At 65.8% G+C, this 23,556-nt stretch carries 23 protein-coding genes and 5 tRNA genes; 18 read left to right on the forward strand and 10 right to left on the reverse strand.

The window, feature by feature from the left end:
• Window positions 1–28 precede the first annotated feature (28 nt).
• Both OCI36_RS06690 and OCI36_RS06695 read left to right on the forward strand, forming a co-directional pair.
• Entirely contained in the window at window positions 29–229 is a 201-nt protein-coding gene (locus OCI36_RS06690; protein ID WP_261664295.1) for a hypothetical protein, read from the forward strand.
• A gap of 39 nt (window positions 230–268) precedes the next feature.
• On the forward strand, window positions 269–1,357 hold the full coding sequence (locus tag OCI36_RS06695) for a transposase (protein WP_261664296.1): 1,089 nt from the start codon (window positions 269–271) through the stop codon (window positions 1,355–1,357).
• Window positions 1,358–1,698: 341 nt separating this feature from the next.
• On the opposite strand, the gene OCI36_RS06700 is transcribed toward OCI36_RS06695, so the two are convergent.
• Window positions 1,699–2,097, reverse strand: a complete 399-nt coding sequence (locus OCI36_RS06700; protein ID WP_261664297.1) for a RidA family protein — start codon at window positions 2,095–2,097, stop codon at window positions 1,699–1,701.
• 238 nt (window positions 2,098–2,335) lie between these two features.
• Here OCI36_RS06700 and OCI36_RS06705 point away from each other — a divergent pair.
• Both OCI36_RS06705 and OCI36_RS06710 read left to right on the forward strand, forming a co-directional pair.
• A tRNA-Leu gene (locus OCI36_RS06705) sits at window positions 2,336–2,418 on the forward strand.
• A 116-nt stretch (window positions 2,419–2,534) separates the two neighbouring features.
• Complete coding sequence (locus OCI36_RS06710; protein ID WP_261664298.1) at window positions 2,535–3,362, forward strand: stage 0 sporulation family protein; 828 nt, start codon at window positions 2,535–2,537, stop codon at window positions 3,360–3,362.
• 50 nt (window positions 3,363–3,412) lie between these two features.
• Here OCI36_RS06710 and OCI36_RS06715 read toward each other — a convergent pair.
• The 3 genes from OCI36_RS06715 to OCI36_RS06725 all read right to left on the reverse strand — a co-directional run bounded on the left by OCI36_RS06715 (window position 3,413) and on the right by OCI36_RS06725 (window position 3,750).
• Window positions 3,413–3,489: transfer RNA gene (locus OCI36_RS06715), tRNA-Arg, on the reverse strand.
• A gap of 86 nt (window positions 3,490–3,575) precedes the next feature.
• A tRNA-Gly gene (locus tag OCI36_RS06720) sits at window positions 3,576–3,649 on the reverse strand.
• 24 nt (window positions 3,650–3,673) lie between these two features.
• Window positions 3,674–3,750: transfer RNA gene (locus OCI36_RS06725), tRNA-Pro, on the reverse strand.
• Window positions 3,751–3,841: 91 nt separating this feature from the next.
• On the opposite strand from OCI36_RS06725, the gene mqnP reads away from it, so the two are divergent.
• From mqnP to OCI36_RS06750, 5 genes are all read left to right on the forward strand, one after another.
• Window positions 3,842–4,747 (forward strand): menaquinone biosynthesis prenyltransferase MqnP, encoded by a 906-nt coding sequence (gene mqnP, locus OCI36_RS06730; RefSeq protein WP_261664299.1) that lies wholly within the window; start codon window positions 3,842–3,844, stop codon window positions 4,745–4,747.
• 12 nt (window positions 4,748–4,759) lie between these two features.
• Complete coding sequence (locus tag OCI36_RS06735; RefSeq protein ID WP_261664300.1) at window positions 4,760–5,233, forward strand: hypothetical protein; 474 nt, start codon at window positions 4,760–4,762, stop codon at window positions 5,231–5,233.
• Between the two features lie 321 nt (window positions 5,234–5,554).
• A complete protein-coding gene (locus tag OCI36_RS06740) occupies window positions 5,555–6,115 on the forward strand; it encodes an adenylate/guanylate cyclase domain-containing protein (RefSeq protein WP_261664301.1) in 561 nt (186 codons plus the stop codon).
• A gap of 44 nt (window positions 6,116–6,159) precedes the next feature.
• Window positions 6,160–6,837: a response regulator transcription factor gene (locus tag OCI36_RS06745; RefSeq protein WP_261664302.1), complete on the forward strand. Its 678-nt coding sequence runs from the start codon at window positions 6,160–6,162 to the stop codon at window positions 6,835–6,837.
• 5 nt (window positions 6,838–6,842) lie between these two features.
• Complete coding sequence (locus OCI36_RS06750) at window positions 6,843–8,438, forward strand: sensor histidine kinase (RefSeq protein ID WP_261664303.1); 1,596 nt, start codon at window positions 6,843–6,845, stop codon at window positions 8,436–8,438.
• A gap of 41 nt (window positions 8,439–8,479) precedes the next feature.
• On the opposite strand, the gene argR is transcribed toward OCI36_RS06750, so the two are convergent.
• Together argR and coaBC are read right to left on the reverse strand one after the other, a co-directional pair.
• A complete protein-coding gene (gene argR, locus OCI36_RS06755; RefSeq protein ID WP_013615251.1) occupies window positions 8,480–8,941 on the reverse strand; it encodes an arginine repressor in 462 nt (153 codons plus the stop codon).
• A gap of 135 nt (window positions 8,942–9,076) precedes the next feature.
• Entirely contained in the window at window positions 9,077–10,306 is a 1,230-nt protein-coding gene (gene coaBC, locus OCI36_RS06760) for a bifunctional phosphopantothenoylcysteine decarboxylase/phosphopantothenate--cysteine ligase CoaBC (protein WP_261664304.1), read from the reverse strand.
• Between the two features lie 110 nt (window positions 10,307–10,416).
• Between coaBC and OCI36_RS06765 the strand changes: the two genes are divergently transcribed.
• The 6 genes from OCI36_RS06765 to OCI36_RS06790 all read left to right on the forward strand — a co-directional run bounded on the left by OCI36_RS06765 (window position 10,417) and on the right by OCI36_RS06790 (window position 16,921).
• Complete coding sequence (locus tag OCI36_RS06765; protein ID WP_261664305.1) at window positions 10,417–10,809, forward strand: hypothetical protein; 393 nt, start codon at window positions 10,417–10,419, stop codon at window positions 10,807–10,809.
• Window positions 10,810–11,072: 263 nt separating this feature from the next.
• Window positions 11,073–12,974, forward strand: a complete 1,902-nt coding sequence (gene ftsH / locus OCI36_RS06770; RefSeq protein ID WP_261664306.1) for an ATP-dependent zinc metalloprotease FtsH — start codon at window positions 11,073–11,075, stop codon at window positions 12,972–12,974.
• A 116-nt stretch (window positions 12,975–13,090) separates the two neighbouring features.
• Window positions 13,091–14,386: an aminotransferase class V-fold PLP-dependent enzyme gene (locus tag OCI36_RS06775; RefSeq protein ID WP_261664307.1), complete on the forward strand. Its 1,296-nt coding sequence runs from the start codon at window positions 13,091–13,093 to the stop codon at window positions 14,384–14,386.
• A 142-nt stretch (window positions 14,387–14,528) separates the two neighbouring features.
• Window positions 14,529–15,671 carry a branched-chain amino acid aminotransferase gene (locus OCI36_RS06780; protein ID WP_261664308.1) on the forward strand — a complete coding sequence of 381 codons (1,143 nt, stop codon included), beginning with the start codon at window positions 14,529–14,531 and terminating at the stop codon, window positions 15,669–15,671.
• A 24-nt stretch (window positions 15,672–15,695) separates the two neighbouring features.
• A complete protein-coding gene (locus tag OCI36_RS06785; protein ID WP_261664309.1) occupies window positions 15,696–16,289 on the forward strand; it encodes an NUDIX domain-containing protein in 594 nt (197 codons plus the stop codon).
• Window positions 16,290–16,294: 5 nt separating this feature from the next.
• Window positions 16,295–16,921, forward strand: coding sequence for an IMPACT family protein (locus OCI36_RS06790; RefSeq protein ID WP_261664393.1), 627 nt, complete (start codon window positions 16,295–16,297; stop codon window positions 16,919–16,921).
• Window positions 16,922–16,953: 32 nt separating this feature from the next.
• Here the strand turns inward: OCI36_RS06790 and OCI36_RS06795 are convergent, their stop codons facing one another.
• Both OCI36_RS06795 and mnmE read right to left on the reverse strand, forming a co-directional pair.
• Window positions 16,954–18,243, reverse strand: coding sequence for an alpha/beta hydrolase family protein (locus OCI36_RS06795; RefSeq protein WP_261664310.1), 1,290 nt, complete (start codon window positions 18,241–18,243; stop codon window positions 16,954–16,956).
• A 77-nt stretch (window positions 18,244–18,320) separates the two neighbouring features.
• Window positions 18,321–19,664 (reverse strand): tRNA uridine-5-carboxymethylaminomethyl(34) synthesis GTPase MnmE, encoded by a 1,344-nt coding sequence (gene mnmE / locus OCI36_RS06800; RefSeq protein ID WP_261664311.1) that lies wholly within the window; start codon window positions 19,662–19,664, stop codon window positions 18,321–18,323.
• A gap of 59 nt (window positions 19,665–19,723) precedes the next feature.
• Here mnmE and OCI36_RS06805 point away from each other — a divergent pair.
• The 3 genes from OCI36_RS06805 to OCI36_RS06815 all read left to right on the forward strand — a co-directional run bounded on the left by OCI36_RS06805 (window position 19,724) and on the right by OCI36_RS06815 (window position 21,001).
• Window positions 19,724–19,798 (forward strand) — tRNA-Ala (locus OCI36_RS06805).
• A gap of 109 nt (window positions 19,799–19,907) precedes the next feature.
• Entirely contained in the window at window positions 19,908–20,456 is a 549-nt protein-coding gene (locus OCI36_RS06810; protein WP_261664312.1) for an adenylate kinase, read from the forward strand.
• Between the two features lie 62 nt (window positions 20,457–20,518).
• Window positions 20,519–21,001 carry a hypothetical protein gene (locus tag OCI36_RS06815; protein WP_261664313.1) on the forward strand — a complete coding sequence of 161 codons (483 nt, stop codon included), beginning with the start codon at window positions 20,519–20,521 and terminating at the stop codon, window positions 20,999–21,001.
• A 23-nt stretch (window positions 21,002–21,024) separates the two neighbouring features.
• Here OCI36_RS06815 and OCI36_RS06820 read toward each other — a convergent pair whose 3' ends face one another.
• Together OCI36_RS06820 and OCI36_RS06825 are read right to left on the reverse strand one after the other, a co-directional pair.
• On the reverse strand, window positions 21,025–22,689 hold the full coding sequence (locus OCI36_RS06820; RefSeq protein ID WP_261664314.1) for a putative ABC transporter permease subunit: 1,665 nt from the start codon (window positions 22,687–22,689) through the stop codon (window positions 21,025–21,027).
• Window positions 22,686–23,477, reverse strand: coding sequence for an ABC transporter ATP-binding protein (locus OCI36_RS06825; protein WP_261664315.1), 792 nt, complete (start codon window positions 23,475–23,477; stop codon window positions 22,686–22,688). Before OCI36_RS06825 ends, OCI36_RS06820 begins: the two co-directional genes overlap by 4 nt.
• Window positions 23,478–23,556: the final 79 nt, after the last annotated feature.

The raw sequence follows: 23,556 nt of genomic DNA on the forward strand, positions 1-23,556 counted from the left end.
CTTCTAGACTGTTCTTATGCTTGCTTCCATGCCCCAGCTTCTCGCTGCCGAAATCGCGGCGCACCGCCGCAGTGCCCTGCTCAGCGGAGGCAAAGCGCATGAGTTCGGGCCACTGGTGGCCGCACAAGCTGGCCGGGGTGCGCCGCTCGACACCGCTTGGCACAGCGGTCAGCGCGCACCTACAGCTACAGAATGGGCGGCCTTCGACTCAGAACTTGCACCTGTATAGGGAGACAAAAAGCGCTCCCAGAGCTGAAATTCTGGAAGTGTGTACAAACAGGTTTCAGGGGAGCGCACCCATATTCTCTCACAGCGGATTCTGGACATTCCAGAGACGCTGTACCAACGGCGAAGCCTGGAGGCTTCGCTGCACCTCTTCCACAGTCCAGGTCAGAAGACCAAGTTCAGCCAGGCAGAGGGAGTCAGCCCCAGTGCACTCAGCCGTTTCTTCAACATCTACGACTGGGATTCAGACCGTTGCTGGGAAGAGATGCAGGACACCCAATGGCGCATGTTGCTGGACGCGGCTCGTCACAAACGCAGACCTCGTCTGCGTCTCAGTGTGGACCTGACCACGGTGGAAAAGGTGGGGACTCAACTGCCCTACGTCAGCGTCTACAACGGCAGGCACGGCATCCATCTGGTGGTCCTGTTCGCCGAGTATGGGGAACTGAAGTTCCCCATTTCTTACCGGATCTACCAGGGCAAGCACACCAGCACCCCGGTCACGCTGGCCCTCGACTTGCTGGAAGAGGTGCCAGACTTCGTGGGGAAACGCTTTCAGGTCTGCGTACTGGCGGACAGCGGATTCGAATCCGCTGTCTTTCTGGACGGTGTGCAGCGCCTGGGTTTTGAGTTCGTGGTGGGTGTGCGGAGCAACCGACGCACAGACCATCCTGGACAGGTGACGGTGGCGGACTGTCCGCATGGGGGGTACGTCAACCTCGCCAACTGGCCTCTGGAAACGCTGTCTCTGGGGAGGATGGACCGTGGGGACCGCGAATTCTTCGCGGTGTCGTCTGAGCTGTTAGAGGGGGATGACATCCTGGCCGAAGGAAAACGGCGCTGGGCACTGGAGTCGTTTTTCAAAGAAGGGAAGCATCAGTTTGGGTTGGCGCAGTTCGCGCTGCGAACTGCCAGGGGTCTGGACCGCTGGATTTTGATGGTCTTCCTGGCCTTCACCCTGACGACGCTGCACCGCTCAGAGGCCCTGACCTTGAAGGAAGCTGCACGCTTGGCTCTCTACGCCTTGTTCCCCGAAGTCAGGCTCAACCACCTGCTGGGCCAGCTTCGGAAAGAGCAAGAATTCCTGCGCCAGCACGGCTATTCGCTCAGCTATGCAAGGTGCAAGTTATGAGTTCGAAGCTTTCTGCACAGCGCAGCAGCTTCCGGCAACGGTCAAGCTGCTCTCTTCCGACCTGCCATACCTGCTGCCGGCCCTGAATGCATGGGGCTACCGGCTGGACTACCTGCCGCACCTTTACACACATGACCTACGGAACCTGCCAGAAGTGCCGTCAGAAGTGGATGTACAGCCCACCACCGAGGCAGCTGCCTGGGCCGAGGTGGCTGCCGCCGGCTTCGGCCCAGGCACGCTGGACATCATGCGCTCAGTAGGCCAAGCGGCGGGCCAGCTTCCAGTTGGCAGGCGCTCAGCTGTGCTGGACCCAGTGCTGAGACAGCCTGCCAGCGTTCAACTCAGCGGGCAGCGATGCACTCGATTTCGACTTTGGCCCCAGCGGCCAGACCCGACACGCCCATGGCCGAGCGGGCCGGGTAGGGCCGGGGCATCCAGGCGCCGTAGATTTCGTTCATGGCGGCAAAGTCCCCCATATCTGCCAGCATGACCGTGCATTTGACCAGATTGGCGCGCACGTAGCCGTATTTGTTCAGCGAGGCTTCAATATTGGCCAGGACCTGCCGGGTTTCGGCCTGCACGCCGCCGGGCACCAGCTTGCCGTCGGCGCCAGTACCGATTTTGCCCGAGAGATAAAGGGTGTGGCCCACTTCCACCGCGTCGGAAAACGGCAGCGTGCCGCCCGAGGGGTGGTAAGTGACCGGGCTGGTCTGTCCAGCGGGAGCCACAGACAGCGGCATGCCAGCACCACCAGCCAGCGCAGAGGGAACTATCAACAGGGCTGCAAAAGGAAGTAAGCGTCGCATGCCTTACGCTACAGGGCGCCTAAGCGCTGGGCGGCTTCTCTTCAATTTTGCTGAGGCCGTGCCTCATTTTTCGGCCTGCCCGCCACGCCCATAGGGAGAGCCAGTGCCCTGTAGGTTGACCGGCTTTCCGCAGCACGCTAGATTTGGAAGGTCTGGCCGAATAAGCCCCAGCGCCGGCGTGGCGGAATTGGTAGACGCACTTGACTCAAAATCAAGCGGGAAACCGTGGGGGTTCGAGTCCCCCCGCCGGCACCACCCCTTTTTGGCTCCTGCCCCGTGCGGGGGCTTTTCATTTGTTCTAGGCACCTTCCGGACAAGAACCCGCCGGGCGGCACCATACGCGGCCTCCCGGCGTGGCATGCTGAACAGAGATGCAGCTTGTCCGTTACCCCCGCAGCCCGGCCCTTCATGCCGTCATCAGTGAGCAGTCCTATCCCAGCGGCACGCCGGTGGTCGTCCAGGGCCAGCGGGGGCCGGAACTGGCCTCGGCACGCGGCGAGGCAGCACCTGACAGCCCCCACGCTGCTCAAGCTCCCAGCGGTGAGATTCTGCGGGCAGCCACCCCGGAAGACCTGGCACAGGCGGCCCGCCTCAGCGCCTTGGCTGAGGACATCAAGTGGGCGCTGCGGGCACAGGCACGGGCGCTACGTTTGGCCGTCAAGATCGTCAGCCTGGAATTCACGCTGGATGAGGCGCTGCTGACCCTCAGTTACTCGGCCGAGGACCGTCTGGACCTGCGGGGGCTGATTGCCGAAGTCAGGCAGTACACCCCGGCACGGGTCAATTTCACAGCAGTGGGAGCCCGCGAGCAGGCCGTGGTGCTGGGTGCCATCGGGGCCTGTGGGCGGGAAAACTGTTCCAGCCGCTTTTTACAGGAATTGCCGCCCATCACCATCCGGATGGCCCGAGATCAGCAACTGCCCCTGAATCCCGATAAATTGAGCGGGCCATGTGGCCGGCTGATGTGCTGCTTGCAGTACGAACACCCAATGTACCTGGAACTGCTGCGTGACCTGCCACGCCGCGGCACCCGCGCCTGTCACACCGAAAGCGGCGCCTGCGGCAAAGTGACCAAGCTACATCCCCTGGCCGGGCAGGTGGACCTCGTTACCGAAAACGGCATGCTGGAAAATGTGCCAGCCGCTGAGCTGCAGGTGCAGCGTGGCCGCAGCAAACGGGGCGAGCAGACCCACGATTGAAGTGCGCTTGAGGTAAATAAAAAATGCCCCGCACCAGGCGGGGAATCCTCTGGCGCACCCTGTAGGACTTGAACCTACGACCGACCGCTTAGAAGGCGGTTGCTCTATCCAGCTGAGCTAAGGGTGCATCGGCGCGTCAGCCGCGTCATGATAGCGCAGCAGCAGGCCGGCGCCAAGAAAAAGAAAAAACTTCCCCGCGGGGGAAGTCTCGTCTGGAGCGGGATCACGGACTCGAACCGAGGCCAGAAGCTTGGAAGGCTGCTGTGCTACCACTACACCAATCCCGCATAAGTTGTGCAAGGGAGTTTTAATGGTCGAGGCGACAGGATTCGAACCTGCGACCCCTTGGTCCCAAACCAAGTGCGCTACCGGCCTGCGCTACGCCTCGCCTTCCTTGCGCGCCCGGCACTATAGCAGATTTCTCCGCTTTGTGAAGGGGGCCCCCTGGATGCGTCAGGCAGGGCTTATGCTGAACAGACGTGAGTTTGCCTGCCTCTGCCGCCCCCACCAACACACCAAAACAGTTCCTAGAGATGGTCAAGTTCGAGCACACCGTGTTTGCCTTGCCGTTCGCCTACGCCGGGATGCTGCTGGCTTCTTACTGGCAAAACGGGACCGGCTGGCCCGGCTGGCACACCCTGATCTGGGTGACGGTGGCGATGGCAGCGGCACGTACGGCGGCCATGGGAGCCAACCGGGTCATTGACCGCTTTATTGACGCCCGCAACCCCCGCACCCAGGGCCGTGAAATTCCGGCCGGTAAGGTCTCGCCGGGCGCGGCCTGGGCGCTGGTGGCGGTCAGCCTGGCGGTCCTCATCTTTGCTGCGTGGCAGCTCAATCCTCTGTGTATGGCCCTGCTGCCCCTGGCAGTAGTCTTCCTGATCGGCTATTCCTACACCAAGCGGTTTACTTGGCTGTGCCATGTCTGGCTGGGCATCACCGACGGGGCAGCGGCGGCCGGCGGCTGGATCGCGGTAACCGGCGCTTTTGCGCTGCCGGCCTGGTTGCTATGGGCAGTGGTCATCTTCTGGATGATCGGGCTGGACACCATCTATGCCACCATGGACTATGACTTTGACCGGCGCAGCGGTATCAAGAGCATTCCGGCCCGCTTTGGCATTCCCAAGGCGCTGCAGATTGCCAAGTGGAGCCACCTGCTGACTTTCCTGCTGCTGCTGGCGGTGGGCTGGTCGGTGCATGCCAGCGGCTGGTATTACCTGGCCGCAATGATCATGGGAGGCATTCTGTTCTATGAACATGCCATTGTGCGCCCTGACGACCTGACCCGCGCCAACGTCGCTTTCTTCGACGCCAACATGTGGCTGGCCATCACCATGCTGGTGGGCGTGGTGGCCGACGTGACCTGGCGCACCCTGGTAGGCTGAGGCGGGCTAGAGATGCTGGAAAGTTCGCCCGGAGATTTTGCCGACGCTTATGCCGCCTACGCCGCGCAGGGAGAGCTGCTGCCCCGGCCGGAAGGTTCGTTTCTGCTGGAATTCGCCTGTGGGGATCTGGCACTGTATCTGCTGGACCGCTGCGGCCCATATCTGCCCACTGGCCCGGCCCGCGTGGTGATCCACGGCCTGATTGATCCGGATCTGACCCACCTGGAAGGCTCCCCGCCAGAGCAGCCCTGGGCTGAGTCGCTGGGCCGTTCCAGCTTACAGGGGGTGGGCCAGGTGATCGCTCAGACCCGCCGCGCCGTGGTGGTTGACGCTGGCTTGCCGCTGGTCCTGAGCTGCCCATCTTATCCCCCCTACCCGGCCGGCAGCTGGACCCTACCCGTACAGGTGGGCGAGTGGTTGCGTTTTACCACTCTGTCCCCTTTACATGGTTACCGCTTAGAGAAAAAGGCCGAGAGAGGCTCATAAAGGGCAGCCAAATGAAGAGAGGGACTGACAAAACAGCCTAAGATATTTGGAATATTCCATGAAGGTGCCAGGCATAGCAGATGCCTTGGCACTGCTTTTTTTCGTCCTATCCATACTTCTTAAAAGGAAGCTTGAAGACAGAGGAGTTGAAAAGTTCACAGCACACTTTTCAGGGACTTATAGGAGATATCATTTGGCTCTAATCTTCAGATCTTTCTGGAAATATTCCAAATCTCCCCCTTGAGGCTTCCTATGCAATTATTTCCTGACCCCCCCGCTCAGGCACTCCCTCTTTCCACCGCCGCGCAGTCCTGTGTTCTGATGCTGGATCTGGTTGGCAGCACCGCGCTGGCGCAGCAATTGCCCCTTTCTACTTGGTCCGCCCTACTAAACCAGTGGAGCCTGCAAATAGTGGAGTTGCTGGAAGGATATGGGGGGTGGCTTCTCCCCCTGCAGGGTGACGCTGCGCTGGCCTGCTGGCCGGCGGATCAGGCCGGAGCTGCGCTGGAAGCTGCGCAGCAGGCGCATCAGCTGACGGGCGCCCTGCCGCTGGCTGGAGCACTTGACCTGAGCTTAACCCTGCGGGCCGGGCTGGCCGCCGGAGAACTGGCCCTCCTGCCCTGGCGTGAGCCGCAGCCGTGCGGCCTGCCGCTGCATCTGGCGCAGCGCCTGTGCAGCAATGCCCTGCCCGGCGAGACCCTACTGTGTCCTGAAATGGCACAGCTGCTAGAAAGCCGCCCCGGCCAGGGCTTCAGCCGGCTACAGCCACGGGCGCTACCGCCCCTGCGCGGTTTTGAGTTGCTACAGAGCAGTGGGGCCGTTTTCTACCGCGCGGTGCCTTCCAACCTGCACCCCGGCAGTGATGAAATGAAAGCCGGTTAAGGATCACACCCGCCTTCTCATGAGAATGCCACTAGACTGCCGTCATGGAACGCAAGCCCCTGGTTCTCGTCATCGAAGACGAAAAAGAAATTGCCCGCTTCATTGAGTTGGAACTGGGGGCGGAAGGGTACAGCACCGATGTGGCCTACGATGGCGTCACCGGGCTGAGCAAGTTCCGCGAGGTCGCTCCCGACTTGGTGGTACTGGACCTGATGCTGCCGGTGCTGGACGGCCTGGAAGTTGCCCGGCGCATCCGCAAGACCAGCAACACCCCCATCATCATCCTGACGGCCAAGGACGGCATCCAGGACAAGGTCGAGGGCCTGGATTCGGGCGCTGACGATTACCTGATCAAGCCCTTTTCCATCGAGGAATTGCTGGCCCGCGTGCGCGCTCACCTGCGCCGCGTGAACCCGGCCGTAACCGGCGAGGTGCGGGTGGCCGACCTGGTGATGAACCTGGACGGCCGCGAGATTTTCCGGGGCGGACGGCGTGTGGAGTTGTCTGCCAAGGAATTCGAGCTGCTGGAGCTGCTGGCCCGCAACCCCGGCAAGGTCTTTTCCCGCTTCGAAGTCGAGGAAAAAGTCTGGCCGGAATACACTGGCGGCAGCAACGTGGTGGACGTTTATATCGGCTACCTGCGCCGCAAGCTGGAAGAGGGCGGTGAGCGCCGACTGATTCATACCGTTCGCGGCGTAGGCTACGTGCTGCGCGAAGAATAACGGTCATGCTGGAGTCTCTCCGTCAGCGCTGGCGCGCCACCACCCTGCGCCGCCGGCTGACGACTTTCTACACCGCTCTGCTGGTCATCCTGCTGCTGCTGACGGCCATTGCCGTGCAGACCATGATGCGGCACGACCTGGAGCGGTCGCTGGAAAATGACCTGGCCGACACCCAAACCCAGTTCATAGCGCTGGTGCCGGGACTGCACCTGACGGCAGGCGACAACCGCACCGACGGTGGCAGTCTGGCCGCGGTTCGCAGCCAGTTTCCCTCATCGGTCGTGCAGGTAGACCCGGTGGTGCCCAGTTCGCAGACCGCCAACTTACAGACCGAATGGGCAGCTGCAAAGGACAGTGCCGCGCGGCAAGCGCTGCTGGATTTCGTGCATAAGCAGAGTGCAGCGCTGCGCCTGCGGCCGGTAGGCATTGACCCGCAGGCACCGCTGGAACTGAGCGACCACGAACTGGCACGCCTGCTAGAAGCACCTTCCGGCCAGATCCTAATCAGCCGCTCGGTCAAGCCGCAGTTTGCTGAGCCTGAGCCTATGCGGATTCTGGTCACCCTGACTTCTCTGCCCTTTTATAAGGAGGGTGGCGGCCGCGAAGACCTGGTTGCGGTGACCTTCGTGGGCCGCAGCCTGACCGCAGTCAACCGCACGCTGGCCCGCTTGCAGCTGATCATGGGAGCGTTGCTCCTGATCGGCAGCTTCCTGGCCGGTATCGGGGCCTATGCGCTGGCCGGCTGGGCCCTGCGGCCGCTCAGCGCGGTCCGGCAGGCAGTGGAGGGCATCGATTCACAGAACCTGCAGGCCCGGGTGCCGGTGCCGCAGTCGGACGACGAGGTCGAGGCGCTGGCTTTGGCCTTTAACGGGATGCTGGAACGGCTGGAAGACAGCTTCGAGGTGCAGCGCCGCTTTACCAGCGACGCCAGCCACGAACTGCGCACCCCGGTCACGGCCATCGGCGGGCATGCCACCTACCTCCTGCGGCGCACACAGCTGGACCCACAGCAACGCGAAAGCATACAGATTATTCAGCGTGAATCGGCCCGGATGACCGACCTGATCGGTAGCCTGCTGCAACTGGCCCGTTCCGACGGCGGGGTGCTAACACTGAAGCCCCAGCTGCTGTTTTCGCAGATGCTGCTGCAAGAAATCGTGCGTGAACTGCGCCCGATGGTGGAAGGCGAGGGCGCTGCGCTGGTCAGCAGCGGCGCGGACATTCCCTTCGAGGCCGACCCAGACCGGCTGCGGCAGGTGCTGAACAACCTGATCAGCAACGCCCTGAAAGCCGGCGCGACCCGGATCGAACTGGGCTCGGTGCAGCCGCAACCGGGCTGGCTGCGCCTCAGCGTCTCGGACAACGGCCCCGGGATTGCCCAGGAACAGCTGGAAAAACTGTTCGACCGCTTCTACCGCCTGGAAGACTCGCGCAGCCGTGACCGTGGCGGCGCCGGGCTGGGCCTCAGCATCGCCCGCTCAATCGTGGACGCCCACGGAGGGCGCATCTGGCTGGAAAGTCAGCCGGGCCAGGGCGCCCAGGCCTATGTGGACCTGCCGGTGGGCGACCTGCCTGCCCTGGATGAGGACGATATTCCCTGACCTCTGATTCCCGGCCCCAGCGAGGAATCAGGCCGGGGCCTTTAGCCCATCATCAGCTCGTGCAGTTCCTCGACCAGGGCTTCGGCGTCGGCGGTGGTACGGGCCACCAGCAGAATGGTGTTTTCCCCGGCCAGGGTACCCACGATGTCGTCGCGGCGCAGGCGGTCCAGAATCAACGCCACGCCGCTGGCATGGCCCTCGGCAGTGTTGATGACCAGGATGTTCTCGCCGTGGTCAATATCATGCACAAAGTTCTGAAACAGCCGGGCGATTTCGTCGCTGAGGTCCAGTTCGCTCTGCACATGCGCCAGCGCGTAACGGTGCCGGCCCTTGCCGACCGGCAGGCGCACCAGCCGCAGTTCGTTGATGTCGCGGCTGACGGTGGCCTGCGTGACGGCGATCCCATCGGCCCGCAGCCGCTCGACCAGTTCGGCCTGCGTCGAGATGCTTTCACGGGTGATGATGTCCTGGATCAGACGCTGGCGTTGTTCTTTCGATAGCACGAGCGTTATTTTATGCAGAATATCTGAATAAATCTACAGGCTTTCTTCAACTGTGGGTCGGAGCCGCTTAGACAGCGCTGGCCCAGTGTAGCGTACCCGGCGGCGCTCCCCGGCCCAGTTCCTGTTTGTCGGCAGTTAATTCGCCGGCAAAAGGGCCTGTGCCTGGTCCAGCAGGCGCTCAGCCACCTCGCGTTTGCTGAGGCGCGGCCAGGCTTCGTGGGAACCGTCGGCACGGACCAGCGTGACCTGATTGTCGTCGCCGCCGAAAGCGGTGCCCTCCTGGGTGGGGTAGTTCAGCAGGATAAAATCGGCGTTCTTGCGCTGGGCCTTGCCAGCGGCGCGCTCCACCCCGGCGTGGGTTTCCATAGCGAAGCCCACCAGCACCCGCCGGCCCTTGTCGGCGCCCAACGCGGCCAGAATATCCGGGTTCTTCACCAGCTCGATGGTCTTGGTTTCGCCGCCCTTGGCTTCTTTCTCGGTCTTGACCTCGGCGGCGCGGTAGTCAGCCACCGCTGCGGTCATCACTACCAAGTCGGCGTCCTGCGCAGCCTGCACCACGGCGCTGTGCAGTTCCAGAGCGCTCTGGATGTCTACCCGCCGCACACCGGCCGGCGTAGGCAGCTGCGCCGGCCCGCTGATCAGCGTCACGTCCGCGCCGCGCGCCGCCGCCGCCTCGGCCACCGCAAAGCCCATCTTGCCGGAACTGGGGTTGCTGATATACCGCACCGGGTCGAGGTATTCGCGGGTCGGCCCGGCCGAGACCACCACTTTCCGGCCGGCCAGGTCCTGCGGCCGGGGGCGGGCCAGGCGCAGCGTTTCGGCGGCGATGTCTTCCGGCTCGGCCATCCGGCCCAGACCTTCTCCCTCGCCCGCCGTACCAAAGGCCCCGAACACCGGCCCCAGAAAATGGTGCCCGAAACTGCGCAGGCGTTCCACATTGGCCTGCACGGCAGGATGCTGCCACATCCGTTCATTCATGGCCGGCACCCACAGCACTGGGCCCCGCACGCTGAGTAGCGTGGCACTGAGCAAATCCTCGGCGCGGCCCTGCGCGGCGCGGGCCAGAGCGTCGGCCCCGGCACCCACGATTACAGCCACGTCACAGCGGGCCAGAGTCAGGTGCTGGGCCTGCGGCTGCGCGGCAAACCAGGTCGTGTCGGTCGCCACTTCGCAGGCGCCGGCGGTGCTCAGGCTCAGCGGGGTCACGAACTCCAGGGCGGCGCGGGTGGCAATCACCTGGGTCCGGGCGCCGGCCTCACGCAGCCGCCGCAGCGCCGCAGGCGCCTTGATGGCCGCCACGCTGCCGCTGACCATCACCAGCACCTTGGGCGCGTCTGCCGGGGAAACGGGGGAAGAAGCACTCATATGCTCCAGTGTACGGGGAGAGCTTCTGTCACGGGCCAGCGGGGACGGAAACTTGCAGGGCCGCTGTGCTGTAGGGCCCCTGTGAGAAAGCTGCGGCTAGACTGCCAGGCATGTTGGGCAAGCGCCGTCCCTCGCCTCTGGTCATCCTCGTGCTCAGCCTGCTGCTGGGCGTGCTGACCGCCGCCCTCGCCTACCGCGCCGCCAGCGCGGGGAGCTGGCTGCCTGCCGTGCTGTGGGGACTGCTGACCGTCTGGCTGGTGGCCGACGCCCTGCGGGCCTTTGGCTGGACCAAGCATGGCCGCTCTCTAAACCCGCCTGCCCAGGCAACCCAGCGCCCGGCCCCGCCTACGGCACCTCAGCCTGGCGCACCACTGGACCCGGCGCACAACACAGCTGTGAACAATCCACTGCTGCACAGCCCGCTGTCACACAACGCTGCACCGCAGCAGGAAAATGGCGACCACGCCGCATCCCGGCCCCAGAGCACCGACCGGCTGGACTGAGTCAGCTGCACCTATGTGCCGGCAGCCCGCTCCAAGCGCCTGCACCCATGCGCCCCATGACCGCAAAGATAAGCCCGGTTCCCGGCCGGTTAAGGAAACCGTCAAGCTCCGGCCGCCGCGCCGGGTGTCTTTTGCCCCTATCTCTTAACAGGGGGTTGGTAGACTGACGCCACTGACCTGACCGGCCGCCAGCAAGGCTGCGCAGGCCCCCGATAAGGCGGGGCATCCCGCGGGTCATTTCTTCACTCCCCAGAGGTCCTTTCTTGAAAAAGCTCAATCCCTGGCTGATTGTCCTGTTCGTGCTCACGCTGATGCTGATGTTCTCGCAGACCGCGAACGTGGGCCGTCCCACCGTCAACTATTCCGAATTCCAGAACCTGCTGCAGCAGGACCGGGTCGAGCGGGTCGATATCGTGGGCTCGCGTGCCACGGTCGATCTGACTGCCCCGACGCAGGTGAACGTGGACACCCCCGGCGGCACGCAGCCGCGTGAAGTCAAGGGTGTTACGGTGCAGCTCGCGCCCTCCTCGGCTGTGCGCGACGACGAACTGGTGCCTGAACTGCGTAAGCAGGGCGTCACCGTCAATTTCCGCGAGCCCAGCCAGTGGTTCAGCATTCTGCTGAGCCTGCTGCCGCTGCTGATGCTGGCCGCGCTGTTCTACTTCTTCTTCGTCCGGGCGCAGAGCTCGCAGGGCGGCATGATGCAGTTCGGCCAGAGCAAGGCCAAGAAGTACGGCAAGGAGAACAAGGTCGAAACCAAGTTCACCGACGTGGCCGGGCACGAAGAAGCCAAAAAAGAGCTGGTCGAAGTCGTGGACTTCCTGAAGAACCCCGGCAAGTACCACCAGATCGGCGCCGAGATTCCCAAGGGTGTGCTCTTGGTGGGCCCTCCCGGAACCGGGAAAACCCTGCTGGCCCGCGCCATTGCCGGTGAAGCCGACGTGCCTTTCTTCTCGGTGAGTGCTTCGGAATTCATGGAAATGTTCGTGGGTGTGGGCGCCAGCCGCGTGCGGACCCTGTTCGAGGACGCCCGCAAGAACGCTCCGGCCATCATGTTCATCGACGAAATCGACTCAATCGGCCGCAAGCGCGGTGCCGGCATCGGCGGCGGACACGACGAACGCGAGCAGACCCTCAACCAGATCCTCTCCGAGATGGACGGCTTCGACAAGACCAGCAACGTGATCGTGCTGGCCGCCACCAACCGCCCCGACGTGCTGGACCCCGCGCTGCTGCGCCCCGGCCGCTTCGACCGTCAGGTGACCATCGACCTGCCCAACCTCAAGGAGCGCGAGGCCATTCTCAAGGTGCACCTGCGCAACAAGCCGCTGGGCGAAGGCGTCAACGTGCCGGAAATTGCCCAGAGCACCCCTTACTTCTCGGGCGCCGACCTCAAGAACGTGACCAACGAAGCGGCGCTGGAAGCGGCCCGCATCGGCAAGACCAAGATCGACATGAGCGACTTTTACCGGGCGCTCGACAAGATCACCCTGGGCCTGGAAAACAGCTCGCTGACCATCCGGCCCGAGGAAAAGCGCGCCATCGCCTATCACGAAGCCGGGCACGCCGTGACCGCCGCCGTGATTCCTGGCAGCGACAAACTGCAGAAGGTCAGCATTATTCCGCGTGGCCGGGCGCTGGGTGCCGCGTTCTACCTGCCAGAAGAAAACGTGCTGATGAGCCGCGAGAAGCTGGAAAACCAGCTGGTCGTGTCGCTGGGTGGCCGCGCCGCCGAGGAATTCTTTATCGGCACCGTGACCAGCGGCGCTGCCGACGATTTCCGAAAGGCCACCAACATGGCCCGCAAGATGGTGCTGGAGTGGGGCATGGGCGACAACTTCGCCAACATGGCCCTGAACCCTGACGACGGCGGCCCCGTCTTCCTGGGCGAGGACATGGCCAAGACCCGCAACTACTCCGAACACACCGCTCAGCTGGTGGACGAGGACGTGAAGCGGATTCTATACCGTGCCTACGAACGCTCCAAGGCCTTGGTTGCCGAGTACAAGGACGCCATTCACGAGGTGGCCGAAGCCCTGCTGACCCAGGAACTGATTACCGGCGAAGTGGTGCGTGACGCCGTGGCCCGCGTGCAGGGTCAGGAAGGCGAAACCACTGTGATTCGCCCGGAACCGGGCCTGCCCCCGGCCCCCGCGACCGACTGAGTCACTCACTCCCACCCCTGACCAAAGCAGCCCGTACCTTCCCCAGGTACGGGTTTTCTGCTGTCTGGCAGCGCTGCACGCAGAAACGCTGACAAACGGATGGACTACAGTGACCTATGGGGAACGATCAAGACTGTCCGGTGCCGACCACCCACTCCCACTCTGGAGAGCCGAACCCGGCCGCACCCGGCTGGGGCTACGCCACCCGCGCGGTACAGAGCGCGATTCCGCGCGGCCTGGGCCAGAGCATCGGCCTGCCGGTTCATACGGCGGCCGCGTTTCAGTTCGAGAATCTGGAACAGGCACAGGAAGAATTCGCCGGTGGCGGCGGCCTGAGTTACGCCCGGATGCAGAACCCGACCGTGCAGCAGCTCGAAGAACGCCTCAGCAGCCTCGAAGGCGCCGCGCATACCCTGGCGCTTTCCAGCGGTCAGGCGGCCACCTTCACGGCACTGATGAGCGTGTGCCGGGCCGGCGATCATATCGTCTCGGCGGCCACGCTGTTCGGCGGCTCGGCCGGGTTGCTGCAAAATGTCTTGCCGCTGATGGGCATCGAGACGACCTTTACCGACGGCAGCCCCGCAGCGATGCAGGCGGCGCTGCGCCCGAGTACCCGGGTACTGTGGGCCGAGATGATTTCGAATCCCAGCGGCGACGTGGCCGACGTGAGTGGCCTGGCGGAGGTGGCACACGCCGCCGGCGCCCTGCTGGCGATTGACAACACGGTGGGCGGCGCCGGCTACCTGGTGCGCCCGCTGGAACACGGCGCCGACATGAGCGTGCAGAGCCTGACCAAATGGGCCGGTGGGCACGGCAGCGTCATGGGCGGCAGCATCAGCGTAGGCCACGGCGCGGACCTGAGCCGCAATCCCATTTTTACCGGGGGCGGAGGGCGCAGCCCGCTGGCCCTGCACGGCGAGCAGGCACTGGCGCAGTGGCAGCGCTGGCTGGGCGCCAGTCAGCTGGGCATGACCCTGGCGCCCCATTCGGCTTTTCTGCTGGGACAGGGACTGGAAACGGTGGGCGTGCGGCTGGACCGCGAGTGCGCCACGGCGCAGGCCCTGGCCGAGTGGCTGGCCGAACAGGAGAAGGTCAGCGCCGTGAGCTACTGCGGGCTGCCGGGCCACCCTTCGTATGAGCGGGCGCAGTGTTATCTGCCGCATGGCAAGGGCGCCATCCTGACTTTTGACGTGCCGGACCCTTCACGGTTCCTGAGCCGGCTGGGGCTGCTGCGTATCGCTCCCAACCTGGGCGACACCCGCACTCTGGTGGTGCATCCCTGGACCACCACCCACGGCCGGGTGCCCGAGGAAGCGCGCCGCGCTGCCGGTGTCAGCCCGCAGACCATCCGGATGACGGTGGGCCTGGAAGAACTGGCCGACCTGCAGGCCGATATCGAACAGGCACTCTGACTCCGGGCAGCGGCGCTGAGATTGGCCGGCTGGCCCCCAGCTCCGCCTGCAAGGCTGGCCGGCGTCCTCTAGACTGCCGGTACCCTAACATCATTTTGTTTCGCTGAAGAACCCGCCCCATCCCACCGACTGGAGACTCCCTATGACCGGACCCCGACCCACCACCCTCGAAGACGCCGCCACTCGCCCTGCGCCCACCGCCGATACCGTGCAGGGCCGCTACGCTACCGGCGAAGGTTCCCGCCCCCGCAGCGCCGCCGAGCGCGAACAGATCATGCAGAACCTGCGCTTTGGGAGCGATTTCAGCGACCATATGGCCTCGGCACGCTGGACCGCCGAGACCGGCTGGAGCGAGCTGCAATTGCTGCCCTACGGCCCCATTCCGCTGGACCCCAGCGCCAACGTGCTGCATTACGCCCAGGAAGTGTTCGAGGGCCTCAAGGCCTACCGGCACGCCGACGGCAGCATCTGGCTGTTCCGGCCGATGTTCAATGCCGAGCGGCTGGCAGCGTCCTGCCGGCGGATGGCGCTGCCCGAACTGCCGGCCGAGGATTTCCTGGCCAGCCTGGTGGACCTGATCCGGGCCGACCACGAGTACGTGCCGCACGTGGAAGGCGGCAGCCTGTACCTGCGACCTTTCATCTTCGGTGACGGCGCGGGGCTGGGGGTCAAGCCCAGCGCCTCGGCGCGGTATCTGTGCATTGCCAGCCCCAGCGGGCCGTATTTCAAGAACGGCTTTGCACCGGTCAGCATCTGGGTCACCCAGCAGTACCACCGCGCCGGCCCCGGCGGTATCGGCGCCGCCAAGACCGGCGGCAACTACGCCGCGTCGCTGCTGCCGCAGCAGGAAGCTCAGGCCCAGGGCTACGAGCAGGTCTGTTACCTGGACAGCGTGCATGGCACCAACCTGGAAGAACTGGGCGGCATGAACGTGTTCGTGGTGCGCCGCGACGGCACGGTGCAAACACCCGGGCTGACCGGCACCATCCTAGAAGGCGGCACCCGCTCGGCCATCATCCAGCTGCTGCGCGGCGCGGGCCGGCAGGTCGAGGAAACGGCCATCAATTTTGAAGCGCTGGTGCAGGACATCCGCAGCGGCGAGGTGTCGGAGATGTTCGCCTGCGGCACGGCGGCGGTGGTCACGCCCATCGGCCGGCTGGGCTTTGAAGGCGGCGAGGTGGAACTGGCGCAGGGAGCAGTGACCGCCGAGATTTATGACACCCTGACCGGCATTCAGTACGGCCGACAGGAGGACCGGCACGGCTGGATGTACCGGGTGATGTAAGGCCCGCTTCTGCTAGCCTGAACCATGAGTTTTCAGCCCCATCCGAGCTGGGCCCGGCTGACCGAGGACAAGCAGCAGCCCTGGCAGACGCTGAGCAGCCAGGAACTCGCCGGGCCGCCCCGCCGCGTGTTGCAGGACCGGGTACAGGTGCGCCCCGGCGTGGAAACCGACTATCAGTACCGCCCGCGTGGGCACCAGGCCGTATTCGTGTTGCCGGTGACGGAAGCCGGCGAAGCGGTGCTGATCCGGCAATACCGCTATCCGCTGCGGGCCACCATCACCGAGATCGTGGCCGGCGGCGTGGAGCGTGGCGAGGCCCCGCTGGACGCCGCCGCACGCGAGCTGAAAGAGGAAGTGGGCGGCGAGGCGGCCGAGTGGGTGGCGCTGCCGGGCTTTTACACGCAGCCCAGCATCAGCGGGGTGGTGTTTCTGCCGCTGCTGGCACTGGGTGTACGCCTGGGCGACACGGCGCACGAGGCCACCGAAACCATCGAGCGGTTCACCGTGCCGCTGGCGGAAGCCTACGCCCGGCTGGCACGCGGCGAGATTCAGGACGGCAGCAGTTGTCTGGTGCTGTGGCAGGCGCGGGCCGAACTGGAGCGCCGGGGCCTGCTGTGACCGACATCGCCCGGCTGCCCGACCCTTTTACCACCCTGGCGGCTCCGCACCGCTGCGGCAGCGTGATCGAGAACAGCGAGTTCCTGGCTTATGCCCGCCGCGCCGACACCCCGCAGGACGCGCTGGCTTTTCTGGCCGAAGTGCGCGCCAAATACCCGGACGCCACCCACCACTGCTGGGCTTACCGCATCGGCGAGCTATACCGCTTCAACGACGACGGCGAACCGGGCGGCACGGCAGGTGCGCCTATCCTGCGGGCCATCGAGGGCCAGGAGCTGCAACACGTGATGGTGGTGGTGGTGCGCTATTACGGCGGCGTCAAGCTGGGCACCGGCGGGCTGGCGCGGGCCTACGGCGGCGGCGCGGCCGAGGTGCTGCGGACCGCCCAGCACCTCGTGGTGCGGCCCCGGCTGCAAGCCACGGTCAGCGTGGGTTTTGCCGAGCAGGGCGCCCTGTACCACCTGCTGGACACTTGGGACGTGATCAAGGGCGAGGAAGCTTACACACCCGAAGGCGTAACGCTGCCGCTGCAGCTTTACCCTGAGGACGAGGCCAGCTTCGCTCAGGCGCTGGAAGACGCCACCCGTGGCAGCGGCGTGCTGGACGTGCTGGGGATGGCGGAGGAAAGCTGAGGCGCCGGCCTTCCTGCCGCCCCTGACGCAGCCTACTTCTGGCTGCTCTTTTCTCTCAGCCACTTCACCAAGTCCCGCAGCGGTTCTTGGGCAATCGGCGCGAAATCATCGGCCACCAGGCTGGTGGCCGGCCCCAGGCTGTGGCCCAGGCCAGGATACAGGCGCACTGTGCTGTCCACCCTGGCCGCGTCCAGCGCTTCCGTCAGGCGCGGCAGGTAAGCGGCGGGCGTGTTGGCGTCGTTGGTGCCTTGCAGGACCAGCACCGGCACCTTCAGCTGCGGCGCCTGAGCGGTCACGCTGGGCAGCGCCCGCGCCGGGCTGTAGATGTTCAGGAATCCGGCAGGCGAGTTCAGCTGCGTCGCCAGGCTCTGCCGCGCCCCGGTCAGGTACTCGCTGTCCAGATCAATCACGCCATTTCCATCACGGTCGGCAGCGGGGTTGAGTTTGGGCGCGCCGCCCGTAAAGCTGCTGGGGTCTAGTGCAAAGCCCACGGCGTTGCGGGCCACCAGGCCGGCGCCCGGCGCGGCCAGCACGGCGGCCAGATTCTCGGCACTCAGGCCGCCAGGAGCCACCTGGCGCAGATAAGGCAACTGCACATCGGTCAGCTGGGCTTCAAAGAGTTCAGGCCAGTCCAGCGCCACCGGCCCCTGCACGATCAGGCCCGCCACATCGGGGTTGCGGCGCACCAGTTCGGCAGCCACAGTGCTGCCTTCGCTCCAGCCATACACATAAATCTGCTTCGGGTCTATGCAGGGGTTGTGGCGCATGGTGTCCAGAGCGGTCTGGGCGTCGGCCAGGAAGGTGTTCAGGTCAGCTTGGCCGTAAAAGCGGGCATAGTCCACCTGACCGGGGCCGCTCACATAACGCTTGTTGTAGCGCAGGCTGGCAATGCCGCTCTGCCCCAGCGCCTGCGAGATGTCCTTGAAGATGCTGGACACGACCTGTCCCTGCGGCCCGGTGTAGGTAAAGTCCATATCGGCCGGGCTGGAGCCGTGAATCAGCAGGACGGCGGGTACGCGGCCGCTGGCCTGGGGCTGCGCCGGATAAGTCCACTGCGCCGGACTCTGGAAGTCGCCCAGGGCGAGGGTGGTGTTCTCGGTCTGGACTGCGGGGGCCTGAGGAGCAGAGGGCTGAGGAGCAGGAGACCGAGGAGCAGAGACCGTGCCCGCCGGCTCCGCACGGCGCAGAGGTAAAGCGGGGATAGAGGCAGCCGAAACCATCGTTCCAGACGCAGCCACAGGAGCGGAGCTGCCGCCGCCCGCCAGGGCAGAAGCCGGCCACAGGGCCAGTGTCAGAGCCATCCAATATGTCATTTTGGGCATGCTGCAGTGTAAGGAGCGCCCGGGGGCGTGGGATAAGAGCGGCTGCGGGCTGTGGGCTGTGCCTCGCCCCCTCTGCCCTATTTCCCCACGCAGAAGTTGCGAAAGACGGCGTCCACCACGTCGTCCTTCACGTCGCGGCCGGTCAGCTCCGCAAGTGCCAGCAGCGCTTCTTCCAGCTCGATGGAGGCCAGGTCGTCGGGAAGCGACTGCGCCAGCTGCACATGCTCCAGCGCCCGGCGGGCAGCGTCGGCCTGCCGCTCGCTGCCCAGCCAGGCTTCACTGCGGGAGGCGTCGCCCAGCAACTCGGCCTGGAGCCGCTCCCGCAGTTCCGGCAGGCCCTCGCCGGTCTGGGCGCTGACCGGCAGGCAGGCGGGGTCGTCCCATGCGGCCAGCAGGTCGGCCTTGGTGCGCAGGTGAATGGCCCGCGCGCCGGCCGGTAGGGTCAGCGGCAGCGCTTCACGCGGCTGCGAGCCGTCGCTGAGGGTAAGCACCAGGTCGGCGCCTTCGGCCAGGGCGTAGGCCTGCCGCACCCCGGCCGCTTCCACCACGTCTGCGGTATCGCGCAGGCCGGCAGTGTCTACCAGCGTGACCGGCACTCCGGCCAGCGAGAGGCCCGCTTCCAGATAATCGCGGGTGGTGCCCGCAATCGGCGTGACGATCGAGCGTTCGTAGCCCAGCAGCGCATTCAGCAGGCTGGATTTGCCGGCGTTGGGCGCCCCGACCAAGGCGATGCGGGCACCCTGATTCGCCGCCCGCCCGGCCTGCGCGGTGCCCAGCAGGGCTTCCAGTTCGGCGGCGGCGCGGGCCAGCGGGGCCTGGCGCTCCGCTTCCGGCACGCCCTCGTCGGGGTAGTCCAGCAGCGCGGCGATGCTGGACAGAGTCAGGGTCAGGTCGCGGGCGATGGCGTCTACCCGCTCGCCCAGCGCCCCCGACAGCCCCAGGGTGGCCTGCCGGCGGGCGGTGTCGGTGCTGGATTCCACCAGATTCAGCACCGCTTCGGCCTGGGTCAGGTCCAGCCGGCCGGCCAGATAGGCCCGCAGCGTGAACTCGCCGGGCCGGGCAGGGCGAGCACCCAGCTCCAGCGAACGGGTCAGCACCTCGGCCAGCACGGCGGGGCTGCCGTGGGTCTGGAATTCGGCCACGTCCTCGCCGGTGTAGGAATGCGGACCCCGGAAAATCAGACACAGGCCCTCGTCCAGCACCTCGCCCTGCGCGTCCAGCAGGTGTCCGAACAGGAAACGGCCGCCCGGCGTGGCCGAAGGCTGGCAGCGACCCCGGAAGAGCCGGTCGGCCAGCGGCAGGGCCTGCGGGCCGCTGACCCGCACCACCCCCACCCCCGCATGCCCCGGCGCCGTCGCCACGGCGGCGATGGTGTCACTGAGGCCCGAGCGGGAAGCCGTGCGGGGAAAAAGGTGCGTCATGCTTCACAGGGTAACGCTTGCCAACAAATGAGAACCGTGCTAAGATTCTTCAGCGCTGAGGGGGCTTAGCTCAGCGGGAGAGCATCCGCTTTGCAAGCGGAGGGTCAAGAGTTCGAATCTCTTAGCCTCCACCAGATGGACCGCCGTTTCCAACCGGGAGCGGCGGTTGTCTTTTGTTTCCCGCGCCGCTAAGCCATCTGGCGCATTCCTCTTCCGGGCCCGGCACGCTAGCTTCAGTCCCTGATGCTCAAACCTCATCCACGGCGAATCCTTGTCATCGGCACCACCGGCAGCGGCAAGACCACCCTGGCCCGCGAACTGGGGCGGGTGCTGGGGCTTCCCCACGCCGAGCAGGACGCCTGGCAGCATCTGGCTGGCTGGCAGGAAGCGCCGCTTGCAGAGTTCCGCGCCGCCGTGGACGCCTTTACCGCGCAGGACGCCTGGGTGATGGACGGCAACTACACCAAAGCGCAGGACATCAGCTGGCCGCGTGCGGACACCGTGGTGTGGCTGGACTACCCAGCTCCGGTGGTGTTCTGGCGGCTGCTGACGCGCACGCTGCGGCGGATGTGGACGCGTGAGGAACTCTGGAACGGCAACCGGGAGCAGTGGCAGACCCTGCTGGCACGCGACGGCATTCTGCGCTGGTTCTTCAAAACTCACTGGAAACGGAGGCGCACCACGCCCCGCCAGCTGGCCCGCTCTCCCCACCTGGACGTGATGCGGCTGCGCTCGCCGGCGCAGACCCGGCGCTGGGTGGGGCGGCTGGCCCGCTTCCACAGCGCTGTCTGACAGCCCGGCACTTTACTCAGCTGCCCAACGCTGCGGTGCAGAACAGACGCTAGCCTGGGCCCATGCGCCCTTTCCTGCTGCCCCGCCTCGTGCCGTCCCTGGCGCTGCTGATCAGCCTGCCCGGCGCTCTGGCGGCTCCCAGCGACAATGCCGCATTCGTGAACCAACAGATTGCGGCGGGCCACTACCACGCCCGGACTCGCGTCTGGCGGGACCCCTGTGGCGGCCGTCAGGAAGCGCGGACCTTCTGGCGCGATGGGCGCGGCACGCTGCGGCGTTTCCGGAAGGTGGAGTTGGGCGGCGCAGCGCGGACCGAGTGGAACTTCTGGCTGGACTGGGCCGGGCGGCAGAACCAGGTCACGCAGGAGCGCTGGCAGGCGGGGCGGCGGCTCAGCCGTATTCAGCTGGACTATGACCGCGCCGGGAACCTCGTTCAGGCCAGCGCCCAGCCTGCACAGAGCCGGGCCGCCATTCTGCGGGCGCTGCCACCCCAGCAGGTGCAGTATGTCTGGGCCTCGCGGGAAGCGGCGCTGAGCTGCGAGTAGGCAGTTTCCGGCCCGGCAGGCGCCTATTCCCAGCGCTCCAGCCCCCGCCAGCCGAACCGCAGGGCGCCCCAGGTACCGAAGACGGTCAGCAGCAGCAGGGCGCTCAGGCCCAGCACGCCTTCCAGCGACCACAGCGCCGAGAAGCCGGAAAACAGGTCGGGGCGCAGGATGCTGCCGATGGCCGCTTTGCCCAGCAGCGCCGCCGAGCCGGCCGCGTACAGCAGGCTGAGGCCCATAAAGCCCAGCCCCGCCGGGCTGACGCCGATTTCGGCCGGGTTGTCGGCGGTAAAGCGTGGGTTGGCCGCGCCCATGCCGGTGCCCAGCGCCGTGATCACCAGCGCGTTGCTGACGGCCAGCAGCAGCCCGACCAGCATCACCGCCGGCCCCACTGCCATGATGCGGCCGCTGGCCACCGCCAGCCCCACACTGAGCAGCAGCGTGACTGGCAGCAACGACAGAAACTTGCTCAGCACCAGTTGCCGGGCGGTAATGGGGCCAGTACGCAGCAGCCAGAAAGCGCGGCCCTCCAGACTGACCGCCGGAAACGACAGCCGCACGGCCACCGCGCCCACGATAAAGCCCTGAAAGACCAGCTGCAGATAACCCAGAATCTCGCGGAATTGTGGGTAAGGCAGCGGCACGCCCTGCACCGAAATCAGGTACACACCGGCCAGGGCCACCACCACCAGCAGCTGGCTCCACTGGGTGGGGTCGCGCAGAATCAGCCGCCAGTCCTTGTAGGCCAGGGTGCCGGCCGGACCGAGCCGGCCCAGCCAGCGTTCGCCGGCGCTGGGGCCGCGCGGCCGGGGGTCCAGCTTGGGCGTGCTCGAATCCAGAGCGCGGGCCCAACCTTCCTGATAGGCCTTGCCGGCCAGCCAGGTTGCCAGGGCCAGCAGACCGGCGGTCAGGGCCAGCAGCGGCACCAGGGCCAGTGGCATTTCGCCCCGCGCCGCTTGCCACACGCCCTGTGCAGCCCAGGAAGGCGGCAGGAGCGGGTTGGTGGGGCCGGCAAACTCGCTGAGCACCCGGGCAAAATCTTCAGGGTTCTGCAGCCGGTTCAAGATAGTCTCGGGGCGCATCGCCCGCACCGCAAACACCAGCCCGGCGCTGAAGACGACGCCCAGCCCGGTCGCCACATCGCGCACCCGGCCGGCCGGTGCTGCCCGCATCAGGCCCACCGCCAGCAGCGCGCCCAGGCCCACCGGCGCAGCAAAGATGGTCACGCCGGTCAGCACAATGACCGGATACGCCCAGACCGGTGCCCCCAGAAACGCCGCCAGGGTCAGCAGCACCGGCAAGGTGAGCAGCAGCGGCACCAGCGCCGTGTTCAGGAAAGTCTCGAAGACCTTCAGCCCGAACACCCGCGCGGCAGGCAGCGGCTGTGCCAGCAGGAAATTGAGGTCGTCGCTGAGGTACAGCGTGGTGATGGCCGCTGTAGTGGCGCTGAACGCCACCCCGGAAGTCAGCACGATCAGCCCGATTTCCAGCACCCGTGCAAACACCGCCAAGCCGATATCTCCGAAAGTGCCCAGGAAATTCAGCGCCTGCCAGCTGCCCTTTACGCCGGCGTACATCAGCGCCAGGGCCAGCAGGCCCAGCAGCAGATAGCCCAGTTTGTTGGCCCGCGCAAACGCATTGGCCGAGGCACGGGCTTTGAGGGCCAGCAGCGACGGCGCGCTGCGGCTCATTCGGCGGCCCCAGCCGTGGCCCTGGCGGCGCGTTCGTTCATCTGTTCTTCTTCCAGCAGCCGGAAAAACACCCGTTCTAGGCTATCTCCTTCGACTCCGCCGGCCACGGTGCCGGTCTGGGCGCGCAGATCGTCCATGGTCCCGGCGCCCAGCACCCGGCCTCGGTCCAGCACCACCAGCCGGTCACAGACGGCCTCGGCCAGCGGGAGCGAGTGGGTGGTCAGCAGCACGGCGCGGCCCCGGTCGGCGTGGGCACGGAACAGCTCACGCACCTGCCGCGCCGCGTGGGGGTCCAGCCCCACCATCGGTTCGTCCACAATCAGCACCGGCGGGTCGGGCAGCATTGCCGCGATAATGGCAACTTTCTGGCGCATGCCGTGCGAATAGGTTTCCACCAGTTCATTGCCGTACTCGGTCAGGCGAAACAGCTCCAGCCAGCGCTCGATCTCTGGGCCAGGGTTCGGCACCCGGTAAAGGTCGGCCACGAACCGCAGCAGCTCACGGGCAGTCAGCTTGCCGTACAGGTAGGGCCGGTCGGGGATATAGCCGAAGGCGGCCTTGGCCTGCAGCGGCTGCGCCCATACGTCGTAGCCGGCCACCCGCACAGCGCCGGCGGTAGGCCGAGTCAGCCCCACCAGCGCCCGGATGGTGGTGGTCTTGCCAGCCCCGTTGCTGCCCAGCAGCCCGAACAACTCGCCTGCGCCCACGCTGAAGCTGAGGTTGTCCACCGCTGTCTGCTGTCCGAAGCGCTTGGTATAGTCGCTGACTTGTATGAGCTGCTCTCTCACCCGCGCAGTGTAGGGGGCGCCGGCTGGCGAACTTGGCACAGCCCCGTGCAGGGTCGGTCAGGTTCCCGGCTCCAGGCCA

The sequence above is a fragment of the Deinococcus sp. Marseille-Q6407 genome (genome assembly GCF_946848805.1).
Lineage (GTDB): Bacteria > Deinococcota > Deinococci > Deinococcales > Deinococcaceae > Deinococcus.